At 74.9% G+C, this 25,874-nt stretch carries 20 protein-coding genes and 1 pseudogene; 6 read left to right on the top strand and 15 right to left on the bottom strand.

Features of this window, described 5'->3' with window-relative positions:
* The first annotated feature begins 60 nt into the window (after positions 1 to 60).
* A complete protein-coding gene (locus ACIBEC_RS14060) occupies positions 61 to 1,746 on the top strand; it encodes an MFS transporter (RefSeq protein WP_360499237.1) in 1,686 nt (561 codons plus the stop codon).
* On the opposite strand, the pseudogene ACIBEC_RS14065 reads toward ACIBEC_RS14060, so the two are convergent.
* From ACIBEC_RS14065 to ACIBEC_RS14085, 5 genes and pseudogenes are all read right to left on the bottom strand, one after another.
* A pseudogene (locus ACIBEC_RS14065) lies at positions 1,704 to 2,114 on the bottom strand (SMI1/KNR4 family protein); the annotation flags it as partial. The gene ACIBEC_RS14060 and the pseudogene ACIBEC_RS14065 overlap by 43 nt on opposite strands.
* A complete protein-coding gene (gene pth / locus ACIBEC_RS14070; protein ID WP_360499239.1) occupies positions 2,101 to 2,772 on the bottom strand; it encodes an aminoacyl-tRNA hydrolase in 672 nt (223 codons plus the stop codon). The gene pth and the pseudogene ACIBEC_RS14065, both read right to left, overlap by 14 nt.
* A 120-nt stretch (positions 2,773 to 2,892) precedes the next feature.
* Entirely contained in the window at positions 2,893 to 3,522 is a 630-nt protein-coding gene (locus tag ACIBEC_RS14075; RefSeq protein ID WP_360499406.1) for a DUF305 domain-containing protein, read from the bottom strand.
* 134 nt (positions 3,523 to 3,656) lie between these two features.
* The gene (locus ACIBEC_RS14080) at positions 3,657 to 4,319 is read right to left on the bottom strand and encodes a DUF3105 domain-containing protein (RefSeq protein WP_360499241.1); all 663 of its coding nucleotides are present in this window, start codon (positions 4,317 to 4,319) and stop codon (positions 3,657 to 3,659) included.
* A gap of 103 nt (positions 4,320 to 4,422) precedes the next feature.
* Positions 4,423 to 4,998, bottom strand: a complete 576-nt coding sequence (locus ACIBEC_RS14085) for a hypothetical protein (RefSeq protein WP_360499243.1) — start codon at positions 4,996 to 4,998, stop codon at positions 4,423 to 4,425.
* Between the two features lie 329 nt (positions 4,999 to 5,327).
* Here ACIBEC_RS14085 and ACIBEC_RS14090 point away from each other — a divergent pair, with 329 nt between their 5' ends.
* Positions 5,328 to 6,998 carry a hypothetical protein gene (locus tag ACIBEC_RS14090; protein WP_360499245.1) on the top strand — a complete coding sequence of 557 codons (1,671 nt, stop codon included), beginning with the start codon at positions 5,328 to 5,330 and terminating at the stop codon, positions 6,996 to 6,998.
* A 43-nt stretch (positions 6,999 to 7,041) separates the two neighbouring features.
* Here ACIBEC_RS14090 and ACIBEC_RS14095 read toward each other — a convergent pair whose 3' ends face one another.
* From ACIBEC_RS14095 to ACIBEC_RS14110, 4 genes are all read right to left on the bottom strand, one after another.
* The gene (locus ACIBEC_RS14095) at positions 7,042 to 7,641 is read right to left on the bottom strand and encodes a TetR/AcrR family transcriptional regulator (protein WP_360499247.1); all 600 of its coding nucleotides are present in this window, start codon (positions 7,639 to 7,641) and stop codon (positions 7,042 to 7,044) included.
* Positions 7,642 to 7,723: 82 nt separating this feature from the next.
* Positions 7,724 to 8,770, bottom strand: coding sequence for an agmatine deiminase family protein (locus ACIBEC_RS14100; RefSeq protein ID WP_360499249.1), 1,047 nt, complete (start codon positions 8,768 to 8,770; stop codon positions 7,724 to 7,726).
* A gap of 48 nt (positions 8,771 to 8,818) precedes the next feature.
* Complete coding sequence (locus ACIBEC_RS14105) at positions 8,819 to 10,540, bottom strand: urease subunit alpha (RefSeq protein WP_360499251.1); 1,722 nt, start codon at positions 10,538 to 10,540, stop codon at positions 8,819 to 8,821.
* A complete protein-coding gene (locus ACIBEC_RS14110) occupies positions 10,537 to 11,247 on the bottom strand; it encodes an urease subunit gamma (protein WP_360499253.1) in 711 nt (236 codons plus the stop codon). Before ACIBEC_RS14110 ends, ACIBEC_RS14105 begins: the two co-directional genes overlap by 4 nt.
* A 517-nt stretch (positions 11,248 to 11,764) precedes the next feature.
* On the opposite strand from ACIBEC_RS14110, the gene ACIBEC_RS14115 reads away from it, so the two are divergent.
* The gene (locus ACIBEC_RS14115) at positions 11,765 to 12,316 is read left to right on the top strand and encodes an ATP-binding protein (RefSeq protein WP_360499255.1); all 552 of its coding nucleotides are present in this window, start codon (positions 11,765 to 11,767) and stop codon (positions 12,314 to 12,316) included.
* Positions 12,317 to 12,720: 404 nt separating this feature from the next.
* Entirely contained in the window at positions 12,721 to 15,009 is a 2,289-nt protein-coding gene (locus ACIBEC_RS14120) for a SpoIIE family protein phosphatase (protein ID WP_360499256.1), read from the top strand.
* A 158-nt stretch (positions 15,010 to 15,167) separates the two neighbouring features.
* Here the strand turns inward: ACIBEC_RS14120 and ACIBEC_RS14125 are convergent, their stop codons facing one another.
* From ACIBEC_RS14125 to ACIBEC_RS14145, 5 genes are all read right to left on the bottom strand, one after another.
* Positions 15,168 to 16,268 carry a DUF2637 domain-containing protein gene (locus ACIBEC_RS14125; protein ID WP_360499258.1) on the bottom strand — a complete coding sequence of 367 codons (1,101 nt, stop codon included), beginning with the start codon at positions 16,266 to 16,268 and terminating at the stop codon, positions 15,168 to 15,170.
* A 214-nt stretch (positions 16,269 to 16,482) separates the two neighbouring features.
* On the bottom strand, positions 16,483 to 17,478 hold the full coding sequence (locus ACIBEC_RS14130; RefSeq protein WP_360499260.1) for a (2Fe-2S)-binding protein: 996 nt from the start codon (positions 17,476 to 17,478) through the stop codon (positions 16,483 to 16,485).
* 166 nt (positions 17,479 to 17,644) lie between these two features.
* The gene (locus ACIBEC_RS14135) at positions 17,645 to 18,487 is read right to left on the bottom strand and encodes a hypothetical protein (protein WP_360499262.1); all 843 of its coding nucleotides are present in this window, start codon (positions 18,485 to 18,487) and stop codon (positions 17,645 to 17,647) included.
* A gap of 225 nt (positions 18,488 to 18,712) precedes the next feature.
* On the bottom strand, positions 18,713 to 19,567 hold the full coding sequence (locus ACIBEC_RS14140; protein ID WP_360499264.1) for a hypothetical protein: 855 nt from the start codon (positions 19,565 to 19,567) through the stop codon (positions 18,713 to 18,715).
* 152 nt (positions 19,568 to 19,719) lie between these two features.
* On the bottom strand, positions 19,720 to 20,352 hold the full coding sequence (locus tag ACIBEC_RS14145; RefSeq protein ID WP_360499266.1) for a nucleotidyltransferase family protein: 633 nt from the start codon (positions 20,350 to 20,352) through the stop codon (positions 19,720 to 19,722).
* A 129-nt stretch (positions 20,353 to 20,481) separates the two neighbouring features.
* On the opposite strand from ACIBEC_RS14145, the gene moaA reads away from it, so the two are divergent.
* Together moaA and ACIBEC_RS14155 are read left to right on the top strand one after the other, a co-directional pair.
* Positions 20,482 to 21,477 (top strand): GTP 3',8-cyclase MoaA, encoded by a 996-nt coding sequence (moaA, locus tag ACIBEC_RS14150; RefSeq protein ID WP_360499268.1) that lies wholly within the window; start codon positions 20,482 to 20,484, stop codon positions 21,475 to 21,477.
* A 166-nt stretch (positions 21,478 to 21,643) separates the two neighbouring features.
* A complete protein-coding gene (locus ACIBEC_RS14155) occupies positions 21,644 to 23,221 on the top strand; it encodes an alpha/beta hydrolase (protein ID WP_360499270.1) in 1,578 nt (525 codons plus the stop codon).
* Between the two features lie 106 nt (positions 23,222 to 23,327).
* Here the strand turns inward: ACIBEC_RS14155 and ACIBEC_RS14160 are convergent, their stop codons facing one another.
* Complete coding sequence (locus tag ACIBEC_RS14160; RefSeq protein ID WP_360499272.1) at positions 23,328 to 25,856, bottom strand: glycosyltransferase family 39 protein; 2,529 nt, start codon at positions 25,854 to 25,856, stop codon at positions 23,328 to 23,330.
* Positions 25,857 to 25,874: the final 18 nt, after the last annotated feature.

Below are 25,874 nucleotides of genomic sequence, written 5' to 3' on the forward strand. Positions count from 1 at the left end.
TCGTATCGCAGGGCGACCTGCTCGTAGAAAGAACATGTCTGCATCCGATATATTCGTCCTATGGACGCCACCGCCCTTGCCGCCCGACTGCTCACCGAGCGGCCCCGGCCCCGCGGCATCGCCGGGTGGCGCCACGCCCACTGGCTGGCTGTCGGCACGGTCTGCCTCGGCGCCTTCCTCGGCCAGCTCGACGCCAGCGTCATCGCCCTGGTCTTCCCCGCCATCGGCCACCACTTCGACGCGGGCTTCGCCGCCGTCGAATGGGTCGCCCTCGCCTACCTGCTCGTCCTGGTCGCCCTGCTGGCCCCGATCGGCCGGCTGTCCGACCTGGCCGGCCGCAAGACGATGTACATCGGCGGCTTCGCCGTCTTCGGCCTCTCCTCGCTCGGCGCCGGATTCGCCGGCAGCCTCTGGATCCTGGTCGGCTGCCGGGCCGTCCAGGCCGTCGGCGCCGCGATGATGCAGGCCAACAGCGTCGCGCTGGTCGCCCGCGGCGTCCCGGAGCACGCGATGCGGCGCGCGCTCGGCATCCAGGCCTCCGCCCAGGGCCTCGGGCTGGCGCTGGGGCCCAGCCTCGGCGGCCTGCTGGTCGAACACGCCTCGTGGCGCTGGGTGTTCTGGGTCAACATGCCGATCGCCGTGTTCGGCATCCTGGCCGGCTGGTACCTGCTGCCCCGCACCCGGACGGACGGCGTGGGCCCCGTTCCCAACCCCCGGACGCCCCCCACGGCCCGTCCGCACCGCGACGACGCCCGCTTCGACCTGCCCGGCATGCTGCTGCTCACCGGCGCGACCACGTCGCTGCTGCTCGCCCTGTCCACCGCCTCCGGCCTTCCGCTGCCCGGCTGGGTCGTCGCCGTCCTGCTGCTCGCCGCCGCCGTGCTCACGGTGGCGCTGGTGCGCCAGGAGCGGCGGGCCGCCCGGCCGATCCTGGCACCCGGCCTGGTCAACACCCCGGGCGTGCGGTCCGGCCTGGTGGTCGCGCTGATCGGCTACCTGCTGCTGTTCTGCCCGCTCGTGCTGGGTCCCGTGCTGCTCACCGGCGCGGGTGTGTCGACGGCCGGCGCGGGCCTGCTGGTCACCCTGCTGCCCGCCGCGTTCGCCTTCGCCGCGACGGTCGGCGGCGGGCTGCTGCCCCGGGACTGGTCGGATGCGACCAGGTGCCGCTTCGGCGCGGCCGTGGCGGCGGGCGGGCTGCTGCTGTTCGCCCTGCTGCCGGCCTCGACCGTGTCGGCGGCCCCGCTGCTGGTCGCCGGGTACGGGCTGGGCCTGCTGCTGCCGGCCAACAACGCGCTGGTGATGCGGGCGATCCCGGCGGAGTGTTCGGCGGTCGGCGGCGGCATGGTGAACATGGCGCGCAGCCTCGGTACGGCGCTCGGCATGGCACTGTCCGTCCTCGGTGTCCACCTGGCAGGCGCGGCGTCCGGTGGGCGGACGGTGCTCCTCCTCCTCGCGGCGGTCGCGGCCGCGGCCGCACTCCTCACCCGGCCGACCCACGGTCCGCTCCGCAGACATCGGGCCGTGCCCGGTCCCGGGGCTCCCGGGGCGTTCGAGGCGCCCGGGGTGCCCGGGGTGCCTGGGGCGCCCGGAGTGTCCGGGGTGCCCGGTGATCCTCATTCGAAGTCGTCGGCTGCGGTGAGGCCTTCGAGGAACGAGCGGAAGTCCGGCGCGAGCGGCAGCTCCCGGCCGAGGTCCGCCTCGAACCAGGTGACGGACGGTTCCCGGTCCCGGCCGCGCTCCCGGTAGTCCAGCCCGATCCAGCACGGTCCCTCACCCGAGAGCAGGACCACCGGGGAGGGCAGGCCCCACTCGGTGACCAGGTACGGGCTGTCGAGCAGGGACAGCGCTCCCGCGCGCCGGCCGATGCCCATCAGCCAGTCGAACGGGACGTGGTCGGCGCTCCACGAGGTCGGCCGACTGGTGGGGAAGGCGTTCCGGTCGTCCGCGACCCCGCCGCCGTCGCGGTGGTGCAGCAGGTCGAGCAGGGCGGCCGGAAGCGTGACGCCGAGCAGCCGCTGGGCCTCCGCGACCGCTTCGGCGGTCAGGGCCGACTGCGCGTCGTCCTCGGCCCCGGCGTCCCACAGGGAACACCGGAAGTCGTCACCGCGCGCCATGGTCGGTCTCCGCGCCACGGCCCGCTTCCGCGCCGTGACCGGTCTCAGGGGCGGGGCGGGCGTTCAGGGCGTCCTGGGCCCGGTTCAGGCCACGCCGCACCAGGGTCTCCAGGGCGTCCGCGCAACGGTCCAACTCGCCGGGCATGGCGGCGAGTTCGTCGTCCGAGAACTTCTTCAGCACGAAGTCGCCGACGCTCTGCCCCTTCGGCGGCCGGCCGATGCCGAACCGCAGTCGGACGAAGTCGCGGGTGCCGAGCACCTCGCCCACCGAGCGCACCCCGTTGTGGCCGCCGGGCCCGCCGCCGCGCTTGAGCCTGGCGGAGCCGAACGCGAAGTCCAGGTCGTCCTGCACGACCACCAGCCGCTCCACCGGCACGCCGTAGCGGCGCAGCAGCGCGGCCACCGGGCGGCCGGACAGGTTGATGAACCACAGCGGCTTGGCGAGCAGCACCGGCCGGCCGTCGACCGCGATCTCCGCGACCAGGGTGGCGATGCCGTGCCACCGGAACCGGGCGCCGTGCCGCTCGGCCAGCCGGTCGACGGCCAGGAAGCCCGCGTTGTGCCGGGTCTGCCGGAACCACGGTCCGGGGTTGCCCAGTCCGGCGATCAGCCAGGGTGCGCCGGGTGCGGCAGGTGCGTCGGGTGCGTCGGGGGTCATGCGAGGTCTCCGCAGGGGGGTGGGAACGGCGGACGGCCGGGGCGCGGCGGGGACGGTGCGGGACCGTCGGCTGCGCCCCGGCCGTCCGGGGAACGAGAGCGGTGGGAGTGGTGAGCCGGTTCAGGACGCGGGCACGCCGGGGGCGGCGCCGCGCTCCGTGAGCATGTCGGTCATCAGCTGCAGCTCCGAGGTCTGGGCGATCACCATCGACTGCGCGAGCCGCTTCTCGGTGTCGTTCCTGGCCAGGTCCACGTAACCCTGGGCCATCTCGACGCCGCCCTTGTGGTGCTCGATCATCAGCTGCAGGTAGAACACCTCGGCGTCCCGCCCGCTGAGCGAACGCAGCTTCGCGATCTGGGTGTTGGTGGCCATGCCGGGCATCAGCGAACCGTCGTGCGCCTGGTAGTCGTGGCCCATCTGCATCCACGCCATCGGCTTGGCGCCCGAGTGCTGCGTCAGCCCCCACTGGTCCAGCCAGCCCATCATCATGCCGCGCTGGTTGGCCTGGGTGTTGATGATGTCGAAGGCGAGGGTGCGGGTCGGCTCGTCGCTCGTGCGGTCCCGGACGACGAACGACAGGTCCACCGCCTGCTGGTGGTGGGTCGCCATGTCGCGGGCGAACCCGGCCTCGGGCGAGTCGTCCGCGGGGACCGACAGCGCGGTGCCGGAGGCGGAGGTCCCGCTCGCCACCAGGGCCGGCACCCCGAGCGCCAGCGCCACGGCGGCGGCCAGCGCGGCCGGCCACCACATGCGCCGACGGCGCGGGGGCGCGCCCCCGCCGTCCTCGGCGGTGACGGCTCCGGTGACGGCCTCCGCGGCCGGGTCCACGGCCGTCTCCACGCCGTTCTCGGCCGCGGCCGCCTGGGGACGGCCCGCGTCGGCGGTCACATCTGCCCCATGGTGCAGGAGGCGCCCGGCTCCTGGGTCTGCTTGCCCTGGACGTACTTGGTGAAGAACTGGTTCACCCGGGGGTCGCTGGCGCTGTCCACGACCAGCTGGGTGCTCCAGGCGTTCAGGGTGATGGTGCCCTGCTCGTCCGGGTACGGGCTCATCAGCGAGTACGGGGTGGCCTTGACCTTGTCGGTCAGGGTCTTGATGTCGTCCGGGGTGGCCTTGCCGTTGTACGTCACCCAGACCGCGCCGTGCTCCAGCGAGTGGACGGCACGCTCGTTCTCGACCGGCTGGTCGTAGACGTGGCCCATGCAGTCCAGCCAGACCGCGTTGTGGTCGCCGCCGACCGGCGGGGTCATCGGGTAGGTGACCTTCTCCTTGACGTGGTTGCGGGTCAGGTCGCCGAAGGTCTTCACACCCGGGATGTCCGCGTTGGCGGCGGCTTCCTTGTCCTTCTTCTTCTGGTTCTGGTCCATGACGACCCAGGTGCCGGTGGCTATCGCGGCGATCACCAGCACACCGGCCACCACCGAAGCGACGACCTTGTTACGGCGGTCGCGGCGCTGCTCGGCGGCGCGCAGCTCGGCGATCCGGGCGCGGCGGTCGAGGCCGACCTGCTTGCCGCCGGACTTGTTGGACTGCTTGGCGGAACCCATGGTGGTGTCCTTGTCTCCGCCGCGCACAAGGTCGGTGGCGGCGGTCAGCTGGAGAGTGAGGCAGGGCGGATCCGTCGGCGGCTGGGCCGGCGGTGGGTTCCGCTCAGGACCGGTGGACCTGGAGTTCGTGCAGGTCGGGCGCCGGGTGCGAACCGTCCAGCAGGCCCGCGGGCGCCACCCGGGGCAGCGCCTCGGGCGCGGCCGGGGTGACGGGTGACACGGCGGGCTGAGGCTGCGGCGGCGGATTCGGCAGCTGGGCGTCCTGCGGGCAGTACGGGTGGCTGGTGCAGCCGTTGTTGCGCGGGGGCTGGCCGTCGGCGGTGCAGAGGATCCAGTGCCCCTGCTCCTCGGCGATCCGCTGCTGGTCGGAGGCCTTCGAGGCCTTGCCGACCTCGGCGAGCTTCGCGGCCTTGGCGGGCTTGGTGGCCTGCTCGGCGTGGCCCGTGTGGGGCGCTTGTCCGGTCGCGACCTGGACGCTGACGACGCTGACGATGGTGAGGGCACTGGCCGGGGCGGCGGCCGGCACCGGACGGGCAGGCCCGTCCACCGCCTTCGCCGGACCCGCGCAGGGCAGCATCGACAACAGGGCGGCGAGCAGCAGGACCAACAGCGCACCCACCGGGCGGCCCGCCGGTGCGGCCCTCCCCGGTCGGGGTGAGCTGGGGGCCGACGCGGTCATGCGCACATTTAATCAGCCGAACGAGTGAAGCGATGCCCCCCACCGGCCCTCATTTTCGGGGGCCGGAACGCCCGGATGTCCAGGAAACACCCTGCTCCGGGCACATCCGGCAAGCACGGACGGAACGGAAGCGGACCGGGCGGTGACGTCCCCGGTGAAGCGACCGGGCGCGGGCGACGAACCGGCTGGTCGGCGCGGTGGCCGGGATGTTCCGGTGGGTGACCGGTTGTCGCCGAAACCCGGACAGGGCCGTTGCACGTGGAGAACAATGACGTCGAGCCCGGCCCGCCGGGGGCGGCGCGACCACGGACCGAGGCAGGAGCCGCCAGATGAGCAAGCAGGGTGCACCCGCACAGCCGCACCGGCCCGACGACGGCTGGTGGGACACCGTCTACGACGGCCCGGCGGGCACCCTCCCGGACACCCCGCACGCCGACCCGGGGGACGGCAGCGTCGACGACTGGTTCGACACGGCGGCAGGGCTCATCGGGCAGCAGCGGTCGGCGGAGCCGGAGCCGGAGCCGGCCCCGGCTCCGGCGGCGGCGGAGGGTGAGCCGGAGCCCGCGCAGGACGGCCGCGACAGCCTCGACGACTGGTTCGACACGGCGGTAGGCGTGATCGACGGACCAGGCGTGATCGACGGACCGGAGGGGATCGGGCGTCAGCGGACGTCCATGGAGACCCACCAGTTCCCGGCGCCCTCCTTCGCCGACGACGCGCCGAGGGCGGCGGCGGAGGAGGAGCCGGAGCCGGAGCCGGAGCCGGAGGAGGCGGCTGTTCCGCTCTCGCTGGAGAAGAACACCCCGCCGTCAGCCCCCGGGCCCGTCGTCGCCGAGGTTCCGGAACCTCCGGACGTTCCGGAGGTTGCCGAGGTTTCAGAGGTTGCCGAGGTGCCTGAAGCGCCCGAGGCGGTGGCCGAGGCGCCCGAAGGACCCGAGGTACTCGAGGCAGCCACCCCCGACCCGACCCCCGAACCCGAGCCCGACCACGCACCGGCGCCCGAATCCGACCCGGCACCGGCACCTGTCACCGCCACCGTCCCCGACCCCCGCCTGGCCGTCCGCGCGCCACTCGCCGACGGCGGGGCCACCGTCCCGCACGTCGGCGAACGCCCCCCGACCTACGGGCCCGAGCCGACGGCCGTACCGGAGGCGGACCCGGGCTCGCTGCGCTCGCTCGCCCCGGACACCGTGCTGGAGGGCGCGCAGTACGGGCCGTCCGTCCTGCGCGCCGTGTCCGTCCGGGGCGACTGCGCGCGCTACCGGGGCGAACCGCGCCGCGACTCCCTCCTGGTCACCCGCTTCGGCGACGGGCCCGACGGACTGCTGCTCGCCGTGCTCGGCGGCTTCGACCGGACGGGCGGCGCCGAGGACGACACGGTCACCGCGGAGGCCGTCGCCACCGCCGCCGGTGAGGCCTGCCGCCAACTCGCCGCCGCGATCGGGCGCAGCCGGGCCGGACTGGCCGCCGACCTGCGCGACGGTGCCCGGGACCGGCTCCGCTACGGGCTCCAGCGGCTGGCCACCGGAGCCGCCGCCCCGCTGCGCGCGTTGGCACCCCGGGCGGAGGGGGACGACAGCCCGTCGCCGGCCTCGCTGCACTGCCTGATGGTGTCGCTCGACCCGGCGGCGGGCTATCGCGCGGCCTTCGGTGTCGGCCCGGGCGGCCTGTACCTGCTGCGTTCCGGCCACTGGATCGACGCGTACGCGGCCCGGCTGCTGCACCACCCGGACGGCCAGCCGCCGGCGCCCGAGGCCCCGGTCCCGGACCCGCGCCCGTTCCGCTTCCGGCTCGTTCCCGCCACGCCGGGCGACATCCTGCTCCTCTGCACCCCCGGCCTGGCCCGCCCGATCGCCGACGAACCGGCCGTCGCCCATTTCCTCTCCACCCACTGGGCCCACCCGCACACCCCGGGCACCGTCGACTTCCTGCGCCAGGTCCAGGTCCGCGCCAAGGGTTACGCCGACGACCGCACCGCCGCCGCCGTCTGGACCGAGTGACGGTGGACCGGTGTGCCTATTTCGCCCCGGGAGCGGCCGCGGCTCAGGTGCGGAGGAGGATGCCGGTGACGGCGGTGGCCTGGGTGAGGGCGGCTGGGGGGTGGGAGTCGGGGAGGCCGATGGCGATGGGGACGGCGAGGCCGTCGAGGAGGGCGCGGATCTGGGTGGCGCGGTCGGCGGCGGGGCCCGGGGTGAAGTGGCCGGTGGCGGTGCCCTGTTCGATGAGGGTCACCAGGTCGGCCTGCCAGGGGGCTTCGATCTCCTGCTGTCCCCGGCGGATCTCGGCGCTCGCGGGGGAGCGGCCCCAGACTTCGACCCAGAGGATCCAGCGCGGGTCCCCCGCTCCCTCGGGCAGGTAGAGGCGCAGGTAGGCGTCGAGGCGCTGCCAGGGGTCGAGGGTGTGGTCGGCGAGGGTGCCGCGGCGGCGGGCGCCGAGCTGGTCCTCGCTCCAGCGGAGGGTTTCCAGCAGGAGCTGGTCCTTGCTGCCGAAGTAGTAGAGCAGGTGTCCGGCGCTCATCTGGAGCTGTTTGCCGAGTCCGGCCATGGTGAGCTTGGCGAGCCCGTGTTCGGCGATCGCGGCCCGGGCGGTGGCGAAGACCTCCTCGCGGGGGCGTGCGGGCCGGCGCGGGCGGGGGTCGGCCATGTGCGGTGCTCTCCCTGGGTGGAACGGTAGTTCGAAGGCTACCGGGGCGGGGCGGTGGGCCCCGCTCCGGTAGCCCCGGGGGTCAGGCCTTGGGCTGCTGCTGGGTGATGCAGTGGATGCCGCCGCCGTTGGCGAAGATCTCGCGGGCGTCGACGAGTTCGACGGTGCGGCCCGGGTAGGCGCGGCCGAGGATGGCGGCGGCCTCCTGGTCGCGCGGGTCGGCGAAGGCGCACAGGATCACGGCGCCGTTGGCCACGTAGTGGTTGATGTAGGAGTAGTCGACCGGTTCGCCGTCCTCGTCCAGCAGGACGGTGGGGGCGGGCAGTTCGATGACCTCCAGCGGCCGGCCCTGGGCGTCCGTCGAGGCGCGCAGGACGGCGACGAGTTCCCGGCAGACCTCGTGGTCCGGGTGGGACGGGTCGGGCTGCACGTGGGCGACCACGACGCCGGGGCGCACGAAGGAGGCGACGATGTCGATGTGCCCGCGGGTGCCGAACTCGTCGTAGTCGCGGGTGAGTCCGCGCGGCAGCCAGATCGCCTTGGTGGTGCCGAGGAAGGCGTGCAGCTCGGCCTCGACCTCCTCCTTGGTCCAGTCGGCGTTGCGGCCCTCGCCGAGCTGGACGGTCTCGGTGACCAGCACCGTGCCCTCGCCGTCGACGTGGATGCCGCCGCCCTCGTTGATCAGCCGGGAGGCGAAGCGCTGAACCTCCGTCAGTTCGCCGATGTGCTCGGCGATGTGCTGGTCCTTGTCCCAGCGGGCCCAGGACTGCGCGCCCCAGCCGTTGAAGATCCAGTCGGCGGCGGCCAGCGAGCCCTTGCCGTCGATCAGGAAGGACGGGCCGATGTCGCGCATCCACGCGTCGTTGAGCGGGCGCTCGACGATCTCGACCCGCTCGGAGACGTACTTGCGGGCCTCAGCCGTCTCGCCGGTGTTGACGACCAGCGTCACCGGCTCGTACCGGACGATGGTGTCGGCGACGGCGGCCCAGGCCTCGCGGCCGGCGTGCAGCGCCTCGGGGGTGTCGAAGGTGGGGTTGGCGGTCGGGAAGGCCATCCAGGTGCGGTCGTGCGGGTGCCACTCGGCGGGCATCCGGTAGCCGAGGGAGGCGGGCGTGGGGGTGGTCATCATCAAGTCCTATGGGGGAGATCGGGGGAGATCCGGGGAGATCCGGGGCGATCAGAGGAAGTAGAGACGGCTGAGCGAGACGCTGTCGGCCGGTTCGGAGCGCAGCGGTGAGCCGTCCAGCGAGACCAGCCCGGTCTCGGTGACCTCGACGTGGCCGACCCGGGCGTTGCGCACCATGTCGCGCGGCCCGATGCCGCGGGTGCCCCGGACGCCGACGCGGCGGCGGCGGGTGGGCAGCCCGTCGGCGGGGCGGTCGAGGTAGGCGCCGTCGGCGGCGGCCTGGGCGACGAAGGCCACCGAGATGTCGGCGGCGGTCGCGCCGTGGGCGCCGAACTGCGGCCCCAGGACGAGCGGTTCGCAGCGGTCGGTGGAGGCGTTGGGGTCGCCGACCACGCCGTACGCGGGGAAGCCGGCCTTGAGGACGAGCTGCGGCTTGGCCCCGAAGTGGTCCGGGCGCCACAGCACGATGTCGGCGAGCTTGCCGATCTCGATCGAGCCGACCTCGTGCGAGAGGCCGTGCGCGATGGCCGGGTTGATGGTGAGCTTGGCGATGTAGCGCAGTACGCGCTCGTTGTCGTCGCCGGTCTCCGTCGTCCCGTACGAGCCGGTGCCGTCGAGCGGGCCGAGCTCGGCCTTCATCTTCCCGGCCATGGCGAAGGTGCGGCGCACCGTCTCGCCGGCCCGGCCCATGCCCTGGGCGTCGGAGGAGGTGATCCCGATGACTCCGAGGTCGTGCAGGACGTCCTCGGCGCCCATGGTGCCGGCCCGGATGCGGTCGCGGGCCATCGCCGCGTCGCCGGGCAGGTCGACCTTGAGGTCGTGCGCGGAGACGATCATGCCGAAGTGCTCGCCGAGGGCGTCCCGGCCGAACGGCAGCGTCGGGTTGGTGGAGGAGCCGATGACGTTCGGCACGCCCGCCATCTTCAGCACGTTGGGGACGTGACCGCCGCCGCAGCCCTCGATGTGGAAGGCGTGGATGGTCCGGCCCTCCAGCACCTTCAGGGTGTCCTCGACGGAGAGGCACTCGTTCAGGCCGTCGGTGTGCAGGGCGACCTGGACGTCGTACTCCTCGGCGACCCGCAGCGCGGTGTCCAGCGCGCGGGTGTGCGCGCCCATGTCCTCGTGCACCTTGAAGCCGGACGCGCCGCCCTCGGCCAGCGCCTCGACCAGCGGGGCCGGGTCGGAGGACGAACCGCGGCCCAGGAAGCCGATGTTGACCGGCCAGGCGTCGAAGGCGTTGAACGCGTGGCGCAGCGCCCACGGCGAGTTGACGCCGACGCCCCAGACCGGGCCGAACTCCTGGCCGATGATCGTGGTGACCCCGGAGGCCAGCGAGGCCTCCATGATCCGCGGCGAGAGCAGGTGGACGTGGGTGTCGATGGCGCCGGCGGTGGCGATCATGCCCTCGCCGGAGACGATCGTGGTGCCGGTGCCGACGACCACGTCCACCCCGTCCAGGGTGTCCGGGTTGCCGGCCCGCCCGATCGAGGCGATCCGGCCGCCGATCAGGCCGATCGAGGTCTTGCGGATGCCCTGGACCGCGTCGATCACCAGCACGTTGCTGATCACGACGTCGCAGGTGTCGCGGACGGCGGCGGGCTTGAGGTGCAGGCCGTCGCGGGCGGTCTTGCCGAAGCCGGCCAGGAACTCGTCGCCGGGCGCCTGGGAGTCGGACTCGACGCGGACGATCAGACCGCTGTCGCCGAGCCGGATCCGGTCCCCGGCGCGCGGGCCGTGCACGGAGATGTAGTCATGGGGGGTGATCGCCGTCATGAGGGCACCTCCGCGTCGTCGAAGCTGGTCAGGTAGCCGGTCGCGCGGGCCTTGGTCAGGGCGGCCTCCTTCGCGCCGGGCGCGTCCAGGGGCCCGTCCACGAGCCCCGCGAAGCCGATCGCGACCCGCTCGCCGCCGATCGGCACCAGGCCGACCTCGACGGTGGCGCCCGGGTCGAAGCGCACCGAGGAACCCGCCGGGACGGCCAGGTGGGTGCCGTAGGCGGCGGCGCGGTCGAAGGCCAGGCGCGGGTTGGCCTCGAAGAAGTGGAAGTGCGAGGTGACCGAGATCGGCACCTCGGAGGTGTTGTGGACGGGGAGCAGCAGCGTCTCCTCGACCGGGTCGTAACCGGCGCCGTCGCCGATCAGCGCGCCGCCGGGGGCCTCGTCGCCGAGCGAGCCGGCGCCCTGGAACGGGTCGTTGACGACGGCGAGGCGGGTGCCGTCGTCGAAGACGGCCTCGACCTGGACGACGGTGACCACGTCGGGCACGCCGGGTAGTACGTCGTCGGCGGTCAGCACGGAGCGGCCGGCCTCGATGGCCTCGGCCAGGCGCCGGCCGTCGCGGGCGGCCTCGCAGACGGCGTCCGCGATCAGGGCGGTGGCCTCGGGGATGTTGAGGCGTACGCCCCGGGCTCGGCGGGCGCGGGCCAGTTCGGCTGCTGTGAAGATCAGCAGCCGGTCCCGCTCGGTGGGGGTCAGTCGCACGGTTCCTCGCTCGCGGTCGCCGGGGGAGGGGGTCGGCTCGGGGGCTGGGGGCTTCCCGGGGGTGATGTTAGAACGGCGTTCAAACATCTCGGGCCATTGAACCCGGCCCGGGGCGCCCTGTCCAGCGTTGCCGGTCCGCGCGGGTTCGGCTTCCTGGGCGGCGGATGGGGGTGAGAGGCGGCGGCAGGGGCGACGGGCCGGGCGGAAGGGGAGGGGGCGCGGGCGGGAGCGGGGCCGGGGGCGCGGGGCCGGGGGCGCGGCCCGTACGGGCGCCGGGTGTGCGCGGGATCGAGTGGCGGCGGCTTCGAAATCGCCTCTGTGCTTCGCAAACCTGTCCGGCGCGGGCAGTTGGATCACGCGGACCTCCCCGTGCCCCTTTCACCCCACGTGATCGGACGCACACTGTTGCAAACGCCGTCAACTGGGCATGAGGATGGTGGTCAGATCGAGGGGGCCACCCGGCCGGCGGGGGATCCGGAGGCGGGGGCCCGGATTTCAGGGCGGGGGCATTGTGGTGATGGACGGTCAGTCGCGATTCCCGCGGCAGCGGACGAGTTCGGGCGACGCCTACCGGTCCGGCCCGGTCCAGGGCGCGGTCGGCAACACCGGGACGGTCGGCGCCAACGGCACCGCCGGGGCCACCGGGACGGCCCTGCCGGGCACACCGGCCCCCGGGTGCGCGCTGCACCGGCGCCTGCACCTGACGCTCGACCCGGCCGACCTGGTCGCGGTCGGCTCGGTCCGGCGGCGACTGCGCTCGGCGCTGGACCACTGGGGGGTGCCGGAGCTGTCCGACACCGCCGAGCTGCTCTCCTCGGAGCTGGTCACCAACGCGCTGCTGCACACCACCAAGGGCGCGGTCTTCGACGCGGTGCTCGGCTCGGACCACCGGCTGCGCATCGAGGTGCAGGACGGCACGAGCAGGCTGCCCGGGCGCCGTCGCGCCCCGGAGGCCGAGTACGCGACCTCGGGGCGCGGCCTGCTGCTGGTGGAGGCGCTCGCGGACTCCTGGGGCGTGCAGCTGAGAGGCGACGGCAAGGTCACCTGGTTCGAACTCGCGTTGCCCTGAGCCCGGCCGCCGCGGCCGTACGATTGTTCGCATCCGATTGATTCGCTGGCGAAGGAAGCTCTGAACAGAAGGCGGAACGGAAGATTTCCGGACCGTTGGCATTGCCGCTCGGCGGAACATTGGCCAGGATGGTGGGAATGTGTGTCCACGTGCGGGAAGTAGCGGGGAGACCGTACCTCGACTGACCACCGTCCGTCGGCACCGTCCTATCCAGCACGACCCATCACACCGCCACGCGGCCCGTCCGAACGGTCGGCGCGGTCCGCCACGGCAGCGGCAGGAGCAGCATGCCCACTGAGCCCGAGTCGCCGGGGCCGGCGCTTCCTCCCGGCGCGTCCGCCGTAGAGCCGCGAGCCGTGGATCCCAGAACCGCAGAGCCGCGAGCCGTGGAGCCGTCGCGAGCCGTGGAGTCCGCAACCATCGAGCCGACCCTCCCCGAGCAGCCGACCGTCCCCGAGCCGTGGAGCCCCGGACAGCCCCTCGTCGGCCCCACCACCGCCGGGACGGGCCGGGCCCGGCCGCCCGCGCAGTCGACCCGACGAAGCCCCGCGGTGCGCCCGTCGCCGAGCCTCGCCGCCGCCCGGCTGGCCCCCGTGCTGACCGGCGGACTGCCGCCCGCCTCCGCCGACTCCATGCCGGACTGGCTGGAGCCCGCGATGGCCGCCAACGGCATCGGGTCCTTCGACTGGGACATCCGCCGCGACGTCCTGGAGGGCGACCAGCGGGCCTGCACGATCATCGGCCTGGACGGCCCGGGGCAGGCCCGCTTCGACCGCACCGCCACCTCCTTCCTGGCCCTGCTGCACCCCGAGGACGCGCCGGTGGTGCGTCGCCGGGTCGAGCGCGCGGTCGCCGAGCTCGGCCAGTGCGGCGCCTACTACCGCACCGTCGGGCCGAACGGCACCATGCGCGCGGTGCGCTTCCGCGGCCGGGTGCTCGCGGACGCCTTCGGCCGCGCCTCCCGGATGGTCGGCTTCGTCTGGGACGCCACCGTCGAGCTGCACAAGCGCGACCTCGCCGACCGGATGGCCCTGCTGCGCGAGGACCGCTCCCGGTTCATCAAGGAGGCGGCGCGCGCCCTCTCCGAAGCCGTCACCGTCCGTGACGTGGCCCGGGTGTTCACCGAGCTGCCGCTGCCCGGCCTGCCACCGGACGGCCTGGTGCTGGCCTCCTTCGAGGCCGGACGGGCCCGGATCCTCGGCGCCTTCGGCTACCGCGCCGACGCGCTGGCGGTCTGGGACCGCACCGTGCTGCCCGCCGGCCACCCGGCCGCCGAGGCGCTGCGGCACCGCGCGCCGGTGTTCGTCTCGACCCGCGAGGAGTTCCGCGCCGGCTACCCCGAGGTGTGGGGGCCGACCAGCCGCACCGGCCGCGGCTCCTGGGCGTACCTGCCGCTGGTGGCCAGCGGCCGGGCGATCGGCGTCTGCGTGGTCAGCTTCGACGACGAGCGCGAGCTGGACGCGGACGAGCGCACCCTGCTGTCCACCCTGGGCGGGCTGGTCGCCCAGTCGCTGGCCCGGGCCCGGCTGCACGACGCCGAGCACGAGCTGGCGGCCGGCCTGCAGCGGGTGATGCTGCCGCGTACCGTCCCCTCCGTGCCGGGCGTGACCACCGCCGTGCGCTACCTCGCGGCCGGCTCCGGCCTGCAGATCGGCGGCGACTGGTACGACGTGGTGCCGCTGCCCGGCGGGCACGTCGGCCTGGTGATCGGTGACGTCCAGGGGCACGACGTGCACGCCGCCGGGATCATGGGCCAGCTGCGGATCGCGCTGCGCGCCTACGCGGCCGAGGGCCACCCGCCCGCCGCCGTGATGGCCCGCGCCTCCCGCTTCCTCGCCGACCTGGACACCGACCACTTCGCGACCTGCACCTACGCCGAGGTCAACGTGGACTACGGCGTGGTCTACGCGGTCCGGGCCGGCCACCTCGACCCGGTGGTGCGCCGCGCGGACGGCACCGCCGCCGTGGTGCCGGTGGCCGGTGGGCTGCCGCTGGGCATCGATCCGGACCAGGAGTACCGGGTCACCCGGTTCAGCCTGGACCCGGGCGAGACCGTGCTGCTCTGTACCGACGGCCTGGTAGAGGCACGCGGCATGGACCTGGACGAGGGCATCGCCCGGCTCACCCAGGTGCTCGCCCGCCCGCTGCCGCCCGCCGGGGAGGCGGCCCGCGACCCGCTGGACGAGCTGGCCGAGCGGATCGCCTCCCAGGCCGCCGACTCCAGCGAGCGCGAGGACGACATAGCGCTGCTGCTCCTGCGCTGGGACGGCCCGGCGGGCGGGCTCGCCGCCCAGCAGCTGCGCCGCCGGATCGGCCAGGCCGACCTGGCGCGGGTCGCCGAGGTGCGGGCCGAGCTGCGTGACGCGCTGCGCCGCTGGGGCGTCGCCGAGTTCATCGACACCGCCGAACTGCTCTCCTCCGAGCTGGTCACCAACGCCATCCGGCACACCGACCGGGACGCCATGTTCACCGCCCGGCTCTACCGGGAGCCCGAGGAGGACGGCGGGCGGGCCCGGCTGCGGGTCGAGGTGGAGGACGAGTCGGACCTGTGGCCGACCCGCCGGACCCCGGGGGAACAGGCCTCGTCAGGCCGCGGGCTGATGCTGGTCGAGGCGCTTGCGGACTCCTGGGGCGTGGAGCCCCGCGGGTCCGGCAAGCGGATGTGGTTCGAGCTCAGCGGGGCGGCGGCCTGAACACCCGCGGGGCCCGGGCAACCGGGGTGGCCTGAGCAACCGAGCGGCCTGAGCACCCGGGGCGCCCCGGGTGCTCAGGCCGCTCGGGCGCCGACGCTCCTGCGGGAGGGCCGACCTCGCCCCGGCGGATCATCGGGTCCCGGGGCGTCGACAGGGCGTCAGCCGAACTGCTGCTCCAGGTCCTTCAGCTTGCGCTCCAGCGAGTCCAGCCGGGGCAGCGTGACGGTGTCCTCCTCCAGCGTGAGGTCGATGGTGCGCCGCTCCGGGCGGGCCGGCAGGCCGGGCTGGACCACCGTGCCCTCGGCGGGCTCGACCTCGGCGGGCTCGACCTCGCGCGGAGCGGCGGGCCGTTCCACCTCGGGGCGGCCCGCCCGGCGCCGTCCGGTGGCGGCGGGCCGGTCGGCCCCGGGCCCGTCGGCTATGGCGGGCTCCGAGCCGGACTCCAGCTGCCGCGCGGCGCCGCCGCCGCGGCGCCAGGTGCTGTGGGATCGGTTGATCGCCCGGATCTCGGCCCGCTCGCGGCGCCCGGCCAGCCTGCGGCGCTCCTTGTCCAGGGCGCGCTCCCGCTTGTCGTCGCGGACCTCCTCGACCGCCTCGTCCAGGCTGCGCACGCCCTCCAGGAGCATCAGCGACCAGGCCGCGTAGGTCTCGCGCGGGGCGCGCAGCCAGCGGACGATGCGGATCTGTGGCAGCGGCCGGGGGACCAGCCCCTGTTCGCGCAGCGCGGCCCGGCGGGTCTGCTTCAGCGCCCGGTCGAACAGGACCGCCGCCGAGAGGGACATGCCGGAGAAGAACTGCGGGGACCCGGCGTGGCCGAAGCCGCGTGGTGCGTGCACCCAGTTGAACCAGGCCGAGGCGCCCGCGAAGATCCAGACCAGCAGCCGGGAGCCGAACGCCGCGTCGCCGTGGCTGGCCTCGCGGACGGCGAGCACCGAGCAGAACATCGCGGCGCCGTCGAGCCCGAAGGGGACGAGGTACTCCCAGCCCCCGGAGAGGTTGAGGTTCTGTACGCCGAAGCCGACCAGTCCGTGGAAGGAGAGCGCGGCGGCGACGGCGGCGCAGCAGAACAGCAGCGTGTACGAGGCGGCGCCGTACAGGGATTCCTTGCGGCGGCGCCGTTCCTCGGCGCGCTCCCAGGAATCCGCGCCGGTGGCGTTGACGGATCCCCGGTTGCGGAGCAGGGCCACCAGGAGCGCGCTGACCAGTAGCCCCGCGACTACGGTGACGGCCCACCCGAGCGGTATGTCGGACAATTTCATCGCCGGAACCAGCCTCGCTTTCCTGCGTCGCGTTCCTGCGTCGTGATGGCGGGGACCATCATGGCCGATGCTCGGCGGAGGAATGGCCGATTCGCAGTCAATGCGCTGGGGAGAGGGATTTCTGACGCAGCAGCAAAACGATTGTCTGATAAATCTGAAGCGGATTGTTCCTGGAATTCCGGGCTTTCCGGATCTGGAGTCGGACGAATGTTCGTCAACTCCGCGTGACGCGTGGGCAGCCGCCGCACATCTCCTGCGGTTCCACGGTGTAGACGAGGCAGCAGCTGGCCCGGGCCCGGTCCGTACTCGAAGCGTCGACGCATCCGGGCGCCGGGGGCGCGAAGCCGGCGCCCGGGGTGAAGGGGGCCGGGGCGGGGGCGGGGCCGCCGTCCGCGCCGGGCGCGCACGCGGTCCTGCCGGGCGCCAGCAGCGCGGACAGCTCGGCGCGCGCCCGCTCCGCCTCCCCGAGCAGCCCGCCCGCGTGGCAGAGCCCCTCCACCACCGCGTCCGTGGCCATCGCCCACAGCACCCGGGGTCCACGCCGCGCCTCCGGGCGGAAGGCGGCCAGCACCGGCGTCAGGAACCCGCCCAGCGCGCACCGCAGTTCGGCGGCCAGCGCGTCCTCAGCCGGCGCCGTACGGGCTTGCGGCGCGGCGGCTGCCGGGTCGTCCGGCAGACAGGCGAACGCCGTCGGGCGGACCGTCAGCTCCATCGCGCCGGGCCGCCGGCGCAGCGAGACGTCCCCGAGGGCGAGCAGCGGGACGCGCCGCTGCAGGAACCACGGCAGCGTGAACAGCAGCGAGACCGGCCAGACGAAGCGGTGCAGCCCGAAGCCGGCCGCGACGTCCGGGCGCAGCGGCCGCCCGTAGCGGGCGAGGCCCTGCCGGGCGTCATGGGCGATCAGCTCGCGCACCGCCTCGGGGCGGGCGGCCAGGTCGGCGGCGGGCAGCCAGCCGCCGCCGCGTCGGGGCGGGGCGCAGCGCACGCTCAGGACGGAGGTGAGCCCGGCCAGCCGGCGGTACGCGGGGGCGCCCGGGGCGTCGAGTGGTGCGGCGGGGGTGGGGGTGGGCGCGGTGGTGCTGCGGGGAGTCGGTGGGGTGGGGGCGGGTCGGGGGCTGGTCGGCGAGGGGGAGGCCGCCGCGGGGGTGTGCGCCCCGGGGGTGCGGGGGGCACGCGGCGTGGGGCCGGGCCTGGCGCTGCTCGCGGTCATGGGTGAGCCCCATCAAGTCGACCGGGGCCGCCCATGGACCGCCCGGCGGTGCCCGGCGGCGCGGTGGTGCGTGCCGGGCGCGGCCGGACCGGGGCATGGCGGTGCCCGGGGAACGGCAAGGCGACCCGGCCGGGGCACTGCCCGCCCCAGCCAGGTTAGGCTCACCTTAGCTGATTGTTCCCTGGGTTTCGCTGGTGGTGCGCCCGTCCGGGAGAGGCCCCGGCGCGCGGGCGGAGCCCAGCTGGCGCGCGAGCCAGACCGGGACCCCGCCCAGGGCGTGCACCAGCCGGGTCGCCTCGGCGCGCAGCCGGGCGGCCTCGTCCGGTTCGGACACCTCGGCGAGCGCCGCGAGCGCCGGAGCCACCCCCACCGTGAAGCCGAGTTGCTCGCGCAGCCGCAGGGAGGCGTCGAAGCCCTCGCGGGCGTTGGCGCGGTCCCCACGGGAGAGCGCCAACGCGCCCAGGTGACGCCAGGTGTACGAGCGCAGCAGTTCGTCCCCGCGCTCGCCGGCGCCCTCGTGCGCCCGGCGGTAGGCGATCCAGGCGGCACCGCGGTCGCGTAGCAGGTTCTCGGCGACCAGGCCGCGTCGGAAGTCCAGCAGTGGGCGGCCGGGCGCGTCCGGCGGCAGCAGGGCCGAGGTGCGGCCGAGCGCGGCCTGGGCCTCGTCCAGCCGGTCCCGCGGCCCGAGCACACTCGCCACGTACGCGAGGAAGCCGCGGGCGCAGGCGGCGGCCGCGCGCTGTTCGGTGCCGGCCGCCAGTGCCTCCGCCAGGCGTAACGCCTGCTCCGCCTGGGTCCAGTGCGTGGCGGTGAACAGGCACTGCTCGATGAGGAGTTCGGCCCGTCCGAGGGCCGCTGCCGGGTCCTGTTCGGCGGCCGGGCGCAACAGTTCGGCTGCCTCCTGCCAGCACCCCCGGGACCTCAGTCGCCACACGGTGTCGCCCGGCTCCTCCGCTGCTGCCCGCCCCCGCCCGTTCGGGCCGCTCGGGCCCCATCCGTGCTCTGACAACGCCACCTCCTTGTGTGCGCCATCCAGCAGGGCACGGACCTGCCCCTGGGGCCCTGCCGCCACGACCGTGCGCATGGCAACGGCAGGGCGAAAGGCCCGCGCTGTGGCGGCAATTCAACACGGGGGTGAGCTTGTGCACCAGATCACGAGCGAAGGTTGTTGATTTTGAGGAAGAAATGATCTAGGGGTGCGCGGGCGAAACGATCCGGCGGGGCATCCGGTCGGTCAGGAGGTCCAGCCGGTCTCCATCAGGGCCTCGGCGGCGCCGTTCGCGGGCTGCGGCACACCTGCCAGATCCAGGCTGAACAGGGCGACCAGCAGCTGCTCGCCGCGCACGGTGGCCTGGTGCGAATAGCCCGCGAGAGTGAACATCGCGGCGGCCATCTCCTCGGCGTGCAGGGTCTGCAGCCACAGGCACTCGACCGCCTTCACGTCGGCCGGTTCGGTCCAGGTGTCGACCTGGGCGACCATCCGGCCGCCCAGCAGGGTGACCCCGTCACGCTCCTGCGCCTCGGTCAGCTCCAGGTCGTCGAAGCCGAGCCACTCCAGGTAGCGGGCGGCGGTGATCACCGCGTCCTGCGAGGTACGCACCGGGTTCGGACGGAAGGGCGTGCGGTGGCGGAACGGGCGGGAGCGGCCGGTGGAGGCGCCGGGCGGCGCGGGCGGGGCGGGCGCCGGCGCGCCCAGCGGGTGGGCCGGGTGGGGGCGGGAGGCCTGCGGGCCGGGGGCGGCGAGCGGGGCGGCCGTACCGCTGCCCAGCCGGGTGGCACGGTCCACCGGCAGCCGGACGGTGGCGCCGCAGTTGCAGGTGAACTCGGGCTGCGGCCACTGGTCGGAGCGGCCGCAGTGCGGGCAGCGCATGCTCAGCCAGGAGTCCTCCCAGGAACGGAAGCGCACCTGCACCGGCACCCCGCCGCGCAGCAGCGGCACCTTGAGCGAGGCGCCGCAGGGACAGGGCAGCGAGGGCGGCTCGTACAGGTGCTCGCGGCGGCAGGCGGGGCAACGGATCGCCCGGGCGCCACCGCCCGCCCCCGGCCGCGTGGGGTCGTGTCCGGTGAAGTCGTCGGGCAGTCCGGCCATCGCGGGCTCCGTCCGTCGGTGTCGGGTGGGTGGGACGATTCCCATGCTCCCCGAAATGTCCGGCGCTGGGCGCGGAATGGGGCAATCCTCAGGGACGGATCAGGGGTCGCCGACCGTCAGGGGCGAGGCGGCCTCCGTCCCGAGGAGGACGGTCACCCGGCGGACCAGCGGGCCAGGTCGGCGGGGGTGTCCAGGTCGTCCGGGACGGCGACGTCGGCGCACTCGACGAGGACGACCTCCGCCGCGTGCGCCGCCAGGAGGGCGCGGGCGCCGGCGTCGCCGGAGGCGCCCGCGGCCGCCTCGGCGAAGTGCCGGGCGCCGATCAGCACCGGGTGGCCGCGCCGCCCGTCGTAGGCCGCCGCGGCCAGCTCGGCGCCCGCCCGGTGCGCGGCCAGCAGCCGGGCCACGGCGGCCGGGGTGACGCCCGGAGTGTCCACCAGCATGACGAGCACCGCCGAGGCCTCGGGCGCCACGGCGGCCAGGCCGGCCCGCAGCGAGGAGCCCATGCCGCCCGCCCAGTCCGGGTTGGCCACCAGGCGGCAGCCCGGCAGGTGGGCGGTGGCCCTGACCCGCTCGCCCGCCGCGCCCAGCACCACCGTGACGTCCGCGCAGCCGCCGGCCCGGACCACCGCCACCGCGTGCTCCACCAGCGGTCGGCCCGCGTACCGGATCAGCGCCTTGGGGCGTCCGCCGAGTCGCCGCCCGCCCCCGGCGGCGAGCACGAGGGCGGCGACCGGGGCGGGGCCGACCGGGTGCGGGAAAGCGGGCGTCGGCGCAGTCTGCATGGGCCCAGCCTGCCGCCCCCGGACGGGGTCGCGCATTGTGTGAATCCACAAGGCGAAGCCGCAGGTGGCGGCCGCTCCCCGGCGGTTCGGCCGCTGGTCCTGCGGGCTCCCGCCGCCTGTACTGGGTCGATGAACACCGCACCGCGCCCGCTGGTGGACCGTTTCGGTCGGGTCCACACCGATCTGCGGGTCTCGTTGACCGACCGCTGCAACCTGCGCTGCACCTACTGCATGCCGGCGGAGGGCCTCGACTGGCTCGCCCGGGCCGAGGTGCTCGGCGACGACGAGGTGGTGCGGCTGGTGCGGATCGCCGTCGAGCGGCTGGGGATCGCGTCGGTCCGGCTGACGGGTGGCGAGCCGCTGCTGCGGCGGGGACTGCCCGGGCTGGTCGGCCGGATCGCCGAGCTGGGCGCCGACGTGTCGCTGACGACCAACGGGATCGGCCTGGCACGGACGGCGGTCGCCCTGCGCGAGGCCGGTCTGGGGCGGGTGAACGTCAGCCTGGACACGCTGCGGCCCGAGCGCTTCGCCGCGATCACCCGGCGGGACCGGCTGGCCGACGTGCTGGCGGGGTTGGCCGCGGCGAAGGCGGCGGGGCTGGGCCCGGTGAAGGTCAATGCGGTGCCGGTGCGCGGGGTGAACGAGGACGAGATCGTCGCCCTGGCCGAATTCGCCGTCGAGCACGGCTACCTGATGCGGTTCATCGAGTCCATGCCGCTGGACGCGCAGGGGGCGTGGGACCGGGCCGCGATGGTGACGGCGGAGGAGATCCTGGCCGCGCTGGGGGAGCGGTTCGACCTGGTGCCGGTGGGGCGGCACGGCAGCGCGCCGGCGGAGGAGTGGCGGATCGCGGGGACGGACGCGGTGGTCGGGGTGATCGCCTCGGTGACCAGGCCGTTCTGCGGCGGCTGCGACCGGGTCCGGCTGACGGCCGACGGGCAGTTGCGCAACTGCCTGTTCGCGACGGAGGAGTCCGACCTGCGCGCCCTGCTGCGCGGCGGGTCGGACGACGCGGCGATCGAGGCGGCCTGGCGGGCCTCGGTGACGGGCAAGGGGCCCGGACACGCCATCGGGAGCGCGGACTTCGTCCGGCCGGACCGTCCGATGTCCGCGATCGGCGGCTGACACCCCCGGGGGGGGCGGGTTCGCCGTTCGGGGCTCGCGGTGGGCGGTGTGGGGCTCGCGGTGTGGGGCTCGCGCTGCGCGGTGCGACCCGGATCCGGGGTGGGTGCGGTGCGACCCGGATTCGAGGCGGGTGCGGGTCGGATGGTATTCGTGGGCAGTGGCCCCGATGATCTCCCGCTTCCCCCGTCCCGCCCGGTTCCCCCGGCGCGCCCTGTCCGCCCTCGCCGTCGCCGCCGTGCTCGCCCTCGTGGGCGGCTGCACCGGCGCCGGCGGCGCGGGCAGTACCGGCAGCCGGCCGCCCCTCGACCAACTGGTCGCCGCCACCGCCACCCCGGCCCTGCGCGCGCTCTACAGCCAGCGGATCGACTGGCGGACCTGCCCCGACGAGGACGACGGCGACCAGGACGCGCCGACCATCCAGTGCGCCACCCTCACCGTCCCGCTGGACTACACCGACCCCGGCGGCCGCACCATCGGCGTCGCCCTCGTCCGGTTGCCCGCCGCCGACCGGGACCGGCGGATCGGCGCCCTCTTCGTCAACCCCGGAGGGCCCGGCAACTCCGGTATCAGCATGGTCCGTTGGGACTGGAAGACCTACCAGGGGCTGCACGGCCGCTTCGACCTGGTCGGCTTCGACCCGCGCGGCGCCGGAGCCACCACCCCCGTCCACTGCCTGGACGACCACACCCGCGACGAGTGGAACGCCACCGACGACCCGGCCTACGACCACGGCCGGATCCTCGCCGACGCCTGCCGGACGAACCACCCCGACCTGCTGTCGCACGTCGCCACCCGCGACACCGCCCGCGACCTCGACGTCCTGCGCGGCGCCCTCGGCGAAGCCAAACTGGACTTCCTCGGCCTCTCCTACGGCACCCACCTCGGCGCGCTCTACGCCGAGGAGTTCCCCGACCGCACCGGCCGCCTCGTCCTCGACGGCGCCGTCGAGCACGGCACCGACCCGATGCAGCTCGACGTCGAACAGGCCGTCGCCGGCGAGGCCGCGTTCCGGGCCTTCGCCACCTCCTGCGCCACCGACGACGGAAAGGACTGCCCGTTCGGCGCCGACCCGGCCGCCGCCCCGCGCCGCCTCGCCGCCTTCCTCGACGGCCTGCACAAGCACCCGCTGCACGCCACCGACGGCCGCACCCTCACCGCCGCCCTCGGCTGGACCGCCACCCTCAACGTGCTCTACGACGGCCACCGCTCCTGGTACCGGCTGCAGGACGCCCTCACCCCGGCCGTCACCCGGGGCGACGCGGACGCCCTGCTCGCACTCGCCGACGGCGCCAACGGACGCGGCGAGGACGGGCACTACGCGACCGTCGCGGACGCCTACGCGGCCATCTCCTGTGCCGACCTCCCGCCGCCCACCCAGGCGGAGCTGAGCGCGGCCCTCGCCGACCTCGCCGGCCAGGCCCCGCTGACCAGCCGGCACAACCCCCTGGTCACCCTGCTCGCCCCCGACTGCCGTCCCTGGCCGTACCGCTCGACCGAACACCCGCACTCGATCCTGGCGCCCGGCAGCGCCCCGATCCTGGTCGTCGGCTCCACCGAGGACCCGGTCACCCCGTACCCGTGGGCGCAGCGGCTGGCGGCCGGTCTGGAGCACGGCGTGCTGCTCACCCGCGAGGGCGACGGGCACACCGCGTACGACAAGAGCTCCTGCGTCCGGACGGCCATCGCCGCGTTCCTGGAGGACGGCCGGATGCCGGCGGCGGGGACGCACTGCCCGTCCGACTGAGCGGCTCCGGCGCGCCCGGGGACGGGAAAGGCCGCGACAAGGGGGCGTGCCGCGCGAACGCGGCACGCCCCCTCGGGGATCGGAGACCGGGGATCGGGGACCGGAGTCAGGAGGTCGGGGCCGTCAGGTCGTAGAAGGTGGCCGAACCGACCGTCTTGACGGTGAAGTGGGCGGCCACCCAGGACTCGATCCGGGCGTTCTCCGACTCCTGCTGCTCACCGCCGGCCGCACTGCCGGCCCTGCTGCCGCCCGCGCCGCCGAAGCCGCCGCGGGAACCGCCGGCGATGAACCAGTGGACCTTGCCCTCCTGGACGTACTTCTGGAAGCCCGCCAGGCTCAGCGAGGGATCCGTGCCGTTGAAGCCGCCGAGGGCCATCACCGGCTCACCGGTCGCGAGTTGGTAGCTCGCGGCGTTCTGCGAGCCGACGGTCGCAGCCGCCCAGGTGAAGTGGTCGGCGTTCTCCTTGAGCAGCGCGGCGGCCTCGTCGCTCACCTTGGTGCCGCCAAGCAGGCCGCCCATGCCGCCACCGCCCATGCCGCCGGGGAAGCCACCGCCCATGCCGCCGGGGGCCGTGCCCTCGGGGCCGGCCGCGCCGGGAGCGCCGGGGAAGGTGCCATTGCCGCCGGCGGTGCCGTTGCCACCGTTGCCGCCGGCGGAACCGCGCTCGTGGCGTCCGTTCGCGTGGTCGGAGCCGGATCCGTTGCCGCTACCGGAGCCCGAACCGCCGCCCATGCCGTCGGGGAACCCGCCGGGGAAGCCCCCGCCGTTCTGCCCGCGCGGAGCCTGGCCGCCGGGGAAGCCCTGCTGTCCGCCCTGTCCGCCCTGTCCGCCCTGTCCGCCCTGTCCGCCTTGCCCACCCTGGCCGAACCAGCGGCCGTTGCCGCCGCCGCCCGGGAAGCCCTTGCCGTCGCCCTTTCGTCCGCCACCGCCGCCCGGCCCGAACGCGCCCTGCACGCCCGGTCCGGCGGTCACGATCGAGCCGGTGTGCGCCGTGTTGACGGTGTCCACCGCGTAGGCCGCCGGACCGCCGAGCGCCGCCGCCAGGCCCACCAGGCCCGCCACCGAGGCGATCCGCGCGCCGACCCGGCCGGAGGCCCGCCCGGCGAGCTGCCCGCCGACCAGGGCGACCGCCGCCGCCAGCCCGCCGACCAGCACCGCCCAGCGCAGCCACGGCAGGAAGTCCGGGCTGCGGCCGAGCAGCACGAACGCCCAGACCGCCGTCACCGCGAGCGTCCCGGCCAGCACCAGCGCCCACGGCAGCCGGTGCCGCGCCCGCCACAGCCCGTCCACGCCCATGCCGACCAGGGCCGCGACGGCCGGGGCCAGCGCCACCGTGTAGTACTGGTGGAAGATCCCGGACATGAAGCTGAAGATCAGCGCGGTGGAGAGCAGCCAGCCGCCCCAGACCAGGAACGCGGCGCGGGCGCTGTCGGCGCGGGCATAGCGGCGGGTCGCCCAGAGGCCGACCAGCAGCAGGATCAGCGCGGCCGGCATCAGCCAGGCGATCTGCCCGCCGATGTCGGTGCCGAACAGCCGGGTCAGGCCGGTCGAGCCCCAGCCGCGGCCGCCGCCGCGCATCGCGCCGCCCGGCAGGTCGAGCCCGGCCGGGAGCCGTCCGCCGCCGCCCACGCTGCCGCGCTCGTTGCCGTCCACCCGGCCGAGGCCGTTGTAGCCGAAGGTCAGCGACAGGAAGCTGTTGTCCTGCGAGCCGCCGACGTACGGGCGGGCCGAGGCGGGCAGCAGCTCGACGATCGCGACCCACCAGCCGCCCGAGACCAGCAGCGCCACGCCCGCGAGCAGCATCTGCCGCACCCGCCGCCAGAAGCCGGTGGGCGCCACGACCAGGTAGATCACCGCGAAGGCGGGCAGGACCAGGAACGCCGCGAGGGTCTTGGTGAGGAAGGCGAAGCCGAACATCGCCCCGGTGAACAGCAGCCACCGGGTGCCCGCGGCCTCGATCGCCCGCACCATCCCGTACGCGGCCAGGGTCAGTAGCAGCACCAGCAGCGCGTCCGGGTTGTTGAAGCGGAACATCAGCGCCGCCACCGGGGTGAGCGCCATCGCGGCGCCCGCCAGCAGGCCGCCGAGCGGGGAGAAGCGGCGGCGCACCGTGGCGTACAGGACGCCGACGGTGGCCGCGCCCATCAGCGCCTGCGGGGCCAGCACCGACCAGGAGGAGAGGCCGAAGACCCGCGCCGACAGCACCATCGGCCACAGCGAGGCCGGCGGCTTGTCGACGGTGATGAAGTTCCCGGCGTCGGAGGAGCCGAAGAAGAAGGCCTTCCAGCTCTGGGTGCCGGCCTGGACGGCGGCGGAGTAGAAGGCGTTGGCCCAGCCGGAGGCGCTCAGTCCCCACAGGTAGAGGACGGCCGTCGCGGCCAGCAGCGCCAGCAGGGCCGGGCGCACCCAGCGCGGGTCGTCCGCGCGCCCGCGCCAGGCGCGGGCCGGGAGGGTGCGCAGCCGGCCGGACCAGGAGCCGGGGCCCTTGGGGCCGGCGGGCGGCAGGGACTGCTCGGGGAAGAGCGGTGCCGGGTCCGGTCGGTCGGGGCCCGGCTGCGACACCTCCGGCGGCGGGTGGTTCGCAGCCTCGGGCCACGGGTCGCCGGCCGGAGGGGAGTAGCTGCTCGTGGTCATGCGCCATACGCTGCGTGG

Source organism: Kitasatospora sp. NPDC051164, from assembly GCF_044455625.1.
Taxonomy (GTDB): domain Bacteria; phylum Actinomycetota; class Actinomycetes; order Streptomycetales; family Streptomycetaceae; genus Kitasatospora.

Coding starts and splice junctions, on each gene's coding strand:
- ACIBEC_RS14060 (WP_360499237.1), top strand. CDS start 61: ATGGACGCCACCGCCCTTGCCGCCCGACTGCTCACCGAGCGGCCCCGG.
- pth (WP_360499239.1), bottom strand. CDS start 2,772: ATGACCCCCGACGCACCCGACGCACCTGCCGCACCCGGCGCACCCTGG.
- ACIBEC_RS14075 (WP_360499406.1), bottom strand. CDS start 3,522: ATGTGGTGGCCGGCCGCGCTGGCCGCCGCCGTGGCGCTGGCGCTCGGG.
- ACIBEC_RS14080 (WP_360499241.1), bottom strand. CDS start 4,319: ATGGGTTCCGCCAAGCAGTCCAACAAGTCCGGCGGCAAGCAGGTCGGC.
- ACIBEC_RS14085 (WP_360499243.1), bottom strand. CDS start 4,998: ATGACCGCGTCGGCCCCCAGCTCACCCCGACCGGGGAGGGCCGCACCG.
- ACIBEC_RS14090 (WP_360499245.1), top strand. CDS start 5,328: ATGAGCAAGCAGGGTGCACCCGCACAGCCGCACCGGCCCGACGACGGC.
- ACIBEC_RS14095 (WP_360499247.1), bottom strand. CDS start 7,641: ATGGCCGACCCCCGCCCGCGCCGGCCCGCACGCCCCCGCGAGGAGGTC.
- ACIBEC_RS14100 (WP_360499249.1), bottom strand. CDS start 8,770: ATGATGACCACCCCCACGCCCGCCTCCCTCGGCTACCGGATGCCCGCC.
- ACIBEC_RS14105 (WP_360499251.1), bottom strand. CDS start 10,540: ATGACGGCGATCACCCCCCATGACTACATCTCCGTGCACGGCCCGCGC.
- ACIBEC_RS14115 (WP_360499255.1), top strand. CDS start 11,765: ATGGACGGTCAGTCGCGATTCCCGCGGCAGCGGACGAGTTCGGGCGAC.
- ACIBEC_RS14125 (WP_360499258.1), bottom strand. CDS start 16,268: ATGAAATTGTCCGACATACCGCTCGGGTGGGCCGTCACCGTAGTCGCG.
- ACIBEC_RS14130 (WP_360499260.1), bottom strand. CDS start 17,478: ATGACCGCGAGCAGCGCCAGGCCCGGCCCCACGCCGCGTGCCCCCCGC.
- ACIBEC_RS14140 (WP_360499264.1), bottom strand. CDS start 19,567: ATGGCCGGACTGCCCGACGACTTCACCGGACACGACCCCACGCGGCCG.
- ACIBEC_RS14145 (WP_360499266.1), bottom strand. CDS start 20,352: ATGCAGACTGCGCCGACGCCCGCTTTCCCGCACCCGGTCGGCCCCGCC.
- moaA (WP_360499268.1), top strand. CDS start 20,482: ATGAACACCGCACCGCGCCCGCTGGTGGACCGTTTCGGTCGGGTCCAC.
- ACIBEC_RS14155 (WP_360499270.1), top strand. CDS start 21,644: ATGATCTCCCGCTTCCCCCGTCCCGCCCGGTTCCCCCGGCGCGCCCTG.
- ACIBEC_RS14160 (WP_360499272.1), bottom strand. CDS start 25,856: ATGACCACGAGCAGCTACTCCCCTCCGGCCGGCGACCCGTGGCCCGAG.